A 5,849-nucleotide genomic window follows, 5' to 3' on the forward strand; every position below is an offset into this window, starting at 1 on the left:
ATTGATAAAAGATGATTGATCGCTGATGTATTGACTGGAAGGTCTTGATCCACATTACTCATTACTGATCAATCATGATTTATAATTGATGATTGATGATTGATAAGCCATCATTGATCTTTTATCATTGATCACTTATGTTCTATCTTTTATCATTGATGTTTTGGGTTAGGTATATAACAAAAAAAGTCTCACACAAAACTGTATGAGACTTTTTAATAAAAACTGGCGGCGGCCTACTCTCCCGCTTTCGCAGTACCATCGGCGCTGGTGGGCTTAACTTCTGTGTTCGGAATGGGAACAGGTGAGCCCCACCGCTAAAACCACCCTAAAGAAGGTATATAAGATATCAGAAGTTAGATTTCAGATATCAGACCTGAAGTCTGTTATCTGATGTCTTGTATCTGACATCTGGTTTAATTCGATAAAAACATTCACAAAGACAAAACCTTTACTGCGCATAAAAGGCCTATATATAGCAACCATAGGCTATAAATCTACGGGTAATTAGTACTACTTGGCTATGACATTACTGCCTTTACACCTATAGCCTATCAACGTCGTCATCTCCAACGACCCTTAAAAGATGTCTCATCTTGAGGCGAGTTTCGCACTTATATGCTTTCAGTGCTTATCTCTTCCAAACGTAGCTACTCAGCGGTGCTCCTGGCGGAACAACTGATACACCAGAGGTTTGTTCAATTCGGTCCTCTCGTACTAGAATCAAGCCCTCTCAAACATCTAACGCCCGCAATAGATAGAGACCGAACTGTCTCACGACGTTCTGAACCCAGCTCGCGTGCCACTTTAATGGGCGAACAGCCCAACCCTTGGGACCTTCTCCAGCCCCAGGATGTGACGAGCCGACATCGAGGTGCCGAACCTCCCCGTCGATGTGAGCTCTTGGGGGAGACTAGCCTGTTATCCCCGGAGTACCTTTTATCCTATGAGCGATGGCCCTTCCATACGGAACCACCGGATCACTATGTCCTGCTTTCGCACCTGATCGACTTGTTGGTCTCACAGTCAAGCACCCTTATGCCATTACACTCTACGCACGGTTACCAAGCGTGCTGAGGGTACCTTTGAAAGCCTCCGTTACTCTTTTGGAGGCGACCACCCCAGTCAAACTACCCACCACGCAATGTCCTTCCATACAGAAGTTAGGCTCCAAGTAAGTAAAGGGTGGTATTTCAACGTTGGCTCCACGAACACTAGCGTGCCCGCTTCAAAGCCTCCCACCTATCCTACACATTACTTACTCAAAGTCAATACGAAGTTATAGTAAAGGTTCACAGGGTCTTTTCGTCCCATTGCGGGTACTCGGCATCTTCACCGAGACTACAATTTCACAGAGCTCATGGTTGAGACAGTGCCCAGATCGTTACACCATTCGTGCAGGTCGGAACTTACCCGACAAGGAATTTCGCTACCTTAGGACCGTTATAGTTACGGCCGCCGTTTACTGGGGCTTCAGTTAATGCCTTCGGTTTAACCCTAAGCACCTTCCTTAACCTTCCAGCACCGGGCAGGTGTCAGACCCTATACTGCATCTTTCGATTTTGCAGAGTCCTGTGTTTTTGATAAACAGTCGCCTGGGCCTCTTTACTGCGGCCACCATTGCTGATGGCGTCTCTTCTCCCGAAGTTACGAGACTATTTTGCCTAGTTCCTTAACCATGATTCACTCTAGCACCTTAGGATTCTCTCCTCGACTACCTGTGTCGGTTTTGGTACGGGTTGCTTCACTTCGGCTTTTCTTGGAAGCACTTTCCCTACAACAACTTCGCCCGAAGGCTAGGTCTTGACTATTCCGTCAGTCTCCAGTAAGTACGGCACTCCGTCCCCTTTTTAGTGTGAGCAAGTATGGGAATATTAACCCATTGTCCATCCACTACCCCTTTCGGGTTCGCGTTAGGTCCCGACTAACCCTCAGCTGATTAGCATGGCTGAGGAAACCTTAGTCTTTCGGTGAGCGGGTTTCTCGCCCGCTTTATCGTTACTTATGCCTACATTTTCTTTTCTATCCGCTCCACAATACCTCACGATACTGCTTCGGCGCAAATAGAATGCTCTCCTACCAGATATACCCCTAAGGTATAAATCCATAGCTTCGGTAATATGTTTATGCCCGATTATTATCCATGCCGGACCGCTCGACTAGTGAGCTGTTACGCACTCTTTAAATGAATGGCTGCTTCCAAGCCAACATCCTAGCTGTCAATGCAGTCCAACCGCGTTGCTTCAACTTAACATATATTTGGGGACCTTAGCTGTTGGTCTGGGTTCTTTCCCTCTCGGACATGGACCTTAGCACCCATGCCCTCACTGCCGACCATCATTTATTAGCATTCGGAGTTTGTCAGGAATTGGTAGGCGATGAAACCCCCGCATCCAATCAGTAGCTCTACCTCTAATAAACTGTAAATCGACGCTGCACCTAAATGCATTTCGGAGAGTACGAGCTATCTCCCAGTTTGATTGGCCTTTCACCCCTACCCACAGGTCATCCGAAGACTTTTCAACGTCAACCGGTTCGGTCCTCCACTCTGTGTTACCAGAGCTTCAACCTGCCCATGGGTAGATCACAAGGTTTCGCGTCTAATCCTGCTAACTAAGCGCCCTATTCAGACTCGCTTTCGCTCCGGCTCCGGACCTTAAGTCCTTAACCTCGCTAGCAAAATTAACTCGTAGGCTCATTATGCAAAAGGCACGCCGTCACCCAACTTGTGGGCTCCGACCGCTTGTAGGCGTACGGTTTCAGGTTCTATTTCACCCTTCTATTCGAAGTGCTTTTCACCTTTCCTTCACAGTACTTGTTCACTATCGGTCTTTCAGGAGTATTTAGCCTTGGAGGATGGTCCCCCCATATTCAGACAGGATTTCACGTGTCCCGCCCTACTCATTTATCACTTAAATATGCCTTTCATATACGGGGCTATCACCCTCTATGGCTGTTCTTTCCAGAACATTCTATTAAACATATAAAAGCTTTTGGGCTAATCCGCTTTCGCTCGCCGCTACTTACGGAATCTCTTCGATTTCTTTTCCTCCGGGTACTTAGATGTTTCAGTTCTCCGGGTTTGCTCTCCAAATAAATTTGGAGTGACTGGTCTTCAACCAGACGGGTTGCCCCATTCGGACATCTGCGGATCAATTCGTGTGTGCCGATCCCCGCAGCTTTTCGCAGCTTACCGCGTCCTTCTTCGCCTCTGAAAGCCTAGGCATCCGCCATACGCCCTTAACGATTTCTTTCCTATTTTTAGTTACTCAAGCGCTTCTATGCGCTCGGTTTTCTCTTTGTGATATTTTTACCGTTAATGTCAATGATCTTAATGTCTTCTTGTCTGTCTGATAAACGAATATTGTTATTGGCTCTATCCGTAACTTTTAAATCAAACTTCCAAAACTGTGGAGAATAAGGGAGTCGAACCCTTGACCTCCTGCGTGCAAGGCAGGCGCTCTAGCCAGCTGAGCTAATTCCCCCTCTAGTAGACTTGGAGAATAAAGAACAAAGAATTATATCTCTTCTTTTCTCTTTCTTCTTCCCGTCCTTTTAATTAGTAGTCTCGGGCAGGCTCGAACTGCCGACCTCTACATTATCAGTGTAGCGCTCTAACCAGCTGAGCTACGAGACTTCATTAATTTTAGTTGTCGGTTGTCGGTTCTTTGTTGCTAGTAAAACTAACTTCTAATTTCTAACCTCTAACTTCTTTTACTAAAATCTCTCTCCCTCTGATACTAATTTCTAGTGGGTTTTGTTTTATATATGATAAATGATGCTTGATAATTGATATATAGAATAATCTATTCATATCTCTTATACTTTATCATCTATCTTTTATAGTATAGCAACCAAATAAAAAACTAAAGCTTTACTTTAAGCAGAATCAATGTACATTTAAGTACTTTTTTTCTTTATCGTCTTTAAGACGCTCTAAAATGAGATGTTCCAGCCGCACCTTCCGGTACGGCTACCTTGTTACGACTTAGCCCTAGTTACCTGTTTTACCCTAGGCAGCTCCTATTACGGTCACCGACTTCAGGTACCCCAGACTTCCATGGCTTGACGGGCGGTGTGTACAAGGCCCGGGAACGTATTCACCGCGCCATGGCTGATGCGCGATTACTAGCGATTCCAGCTTCATAGAGTCGAGTTGCAGACTCCAATCCGAACTGAGACCAGCTTTCGAGATTCGCATCCAGTCACCTGGTAGCTGCCCTCTGTACTGGCCATTGTATTACGTGTGTGGCCCAAGGCGTAAGGGCCGTGATGATTTGACGTCATCCCCACCTTCCTCTCTACTTGCGTAGGCAGTCTCACTAGAGTCCCCAACTGAATGATGGCAACTAGTGACAGGGGTTGCGCTCGTTGCAGGACTTAACCTAACACCTCACGGCACGAGCTGACGACAACCATGCAGCACCTTGAAAAATGTCCGAAGAAAAGTCTATTTCTAAACCTGTCATTTCCCATTTAAGCCTTGGTAAGGTTCCTCGCGTATCATCGAATTAAACCACATAATCCACCGCTTGTGCGGGCCCCCGTCAATTCCTTTGAGTTTCAGACTTGCGTCCGTACTCCCCAGGTGGCTAACTTATCACTTTCGCTTAGTCTCTGAATCCGAAAACCCAAAAACGAGTTAGCATCGTTTACGGCGTGGACTACCAGGGTATCTAATCCTGTTCGCTCCCCACGCTTTCGTCCATCAGCGTCAGTTGTTGCTTAGTAACCTGCCTTCGCAATTGGTGTTCTAAGTAATATCTATGCATTTCACCGCTACACTACTTATTCCAGCTACTTCAACAACACTCAAGACCTGCAGTATCAATGGCAGTTTCACAGTTAAGCTGTGAGATTTCACCACTGACTTACAGATCCGCCTACGGACCCTTTAAACCCAATAAATCCGGATAACGCTTGCACCCTCCGTATTACCGCGGCTGCTGGCACGGAGTTAGCCGGTGCTTATTCGTATAGTACCTTCAGCTTTCCACACGTGGAAAGGTTTATCCCTATACAAAAGAAGTTTACAACCCATAGGGCCGTCGTCCTTCACGCGGGATGGCTGGATCAGGCTCTCACCCATTGTCCAATATTCCTCACTGCTGCCTCCCGTAGGAGTCTGGTCCGTGTCTCAGTACCAGTGTGGGGGATCACCCTCTCAGGCCCCCTAAAGATCGTAGACTTGGTGAGCCGTTACCTCACCAACTATCTAATCTTGCGCGTGCCCATCTTTATCCACCGGAGTTTTCAATTTCAAGTGATGCCACTCAAAATATTATGGGGTATTAATCTTCCTTTCGAAAGGCTATCCCCCTGATAAAGGCAGGTTGCACACGTGTTCCGCACCCGTGCGCCGCTCTCAGTCTCCCGAAGGAAACCTACCGCTCGGCTTGCATGTGTTAGGCCTCCCGCTAGCGTTCATCCTGAGCCAGGATCAAACTCTCCATTGTATGTTTTTCCTGACCCGCTCAAAGTTTTATTACGCTTTAGTTTTTTTCTTACTTGGTTGTATATTGTATGTCAATGATCTTTTTTCTTTCCGCAATATATAAGGAAGCTTTTCTGTCGTTCTGTTCCTTATTTGCGGTTGCAAAAGTAATTATTTATTTTTAATCGACCAAATGTTTTCGGAGAAAATTTTAAAGTTTTTTAAGTAACCTTAAACTCTCCTAAACCTCAATCTTTACTCGCTTCTGCTCCCCGTTTAACCGGACTGCAAAGATACAAACTTTTTTAACTCTCACAACTTTTATTTCTAAAAATTTTAAGAAGCTTTTCGTCTCCATCCTAAAGCTCATTTAAATCATTATGCTTATCTAAAAGCTCTTCTGTGCTACCGAAAC

2 tRNA genes and 3 rRNA genes are annotated in these 5,849 nt (G+C 45.7%); all 5 read right to left on the reverse strand.

Annotation, left to right across the window (positions count from 1 at the left end):
- Window positions 1-223 precede the first annotated feature (223 nt).
- The 5 genes from rrf to LC419_RS23280 all read right to left on the reverse strand — a co-directional run bounded on the left by rrf (window position 224) and on the right by LC419_RS23280 (window position 5,456).
- Window positions 224-331, reverse strand: a 5S ribosomal RNA gene (gene rrf, locus LC419_RS23260).
- Window positions 332-487: 156 nt separating this feature from the next.
- Window positions 488-3,254: ribosomal RNA gene (locus tag LC419_RS23265) — 23S ribosomal RNA — on the reverse strand.
- 157 nt (window positions 3,255-3,411) lie between these two features.
- Window positions 3,412-3,485: transfer RNA gene (locus LC419_RS23270), tRNA-Ala, on the reverse strand.
- Between the two features lie 78 nt (window positions 3,486-3,563).
- Window positions 3,564-3,637, reverse strand: a tRNA-Ile gene (locus LC419_RS23275).
- Window positions 3,638-3,939: 302 nt separating this feature from the next.
- A 16S ribosomal RNA gene (locus LC419_RS23280) occupies window positions 3,940-5,456 on the reverse strand.
- Together the 16S, 23S and 5S rRNA genes with 2 tRNA genes alongside form the textbook arrangement of a ribosomal RNA operon.
- Window positions 5,457-5,849: the final 393 nt, after the last annotated feature.

The organism is Chryseobacterium sp. OSA05B, assembly GCF_019970065.1.
Classification (GTDB): domain Bacteria; phylum Bacteroidota; class Bacteroidia; order Flavobacteriales; family Weeksellaceae; genus Chryseobacterium.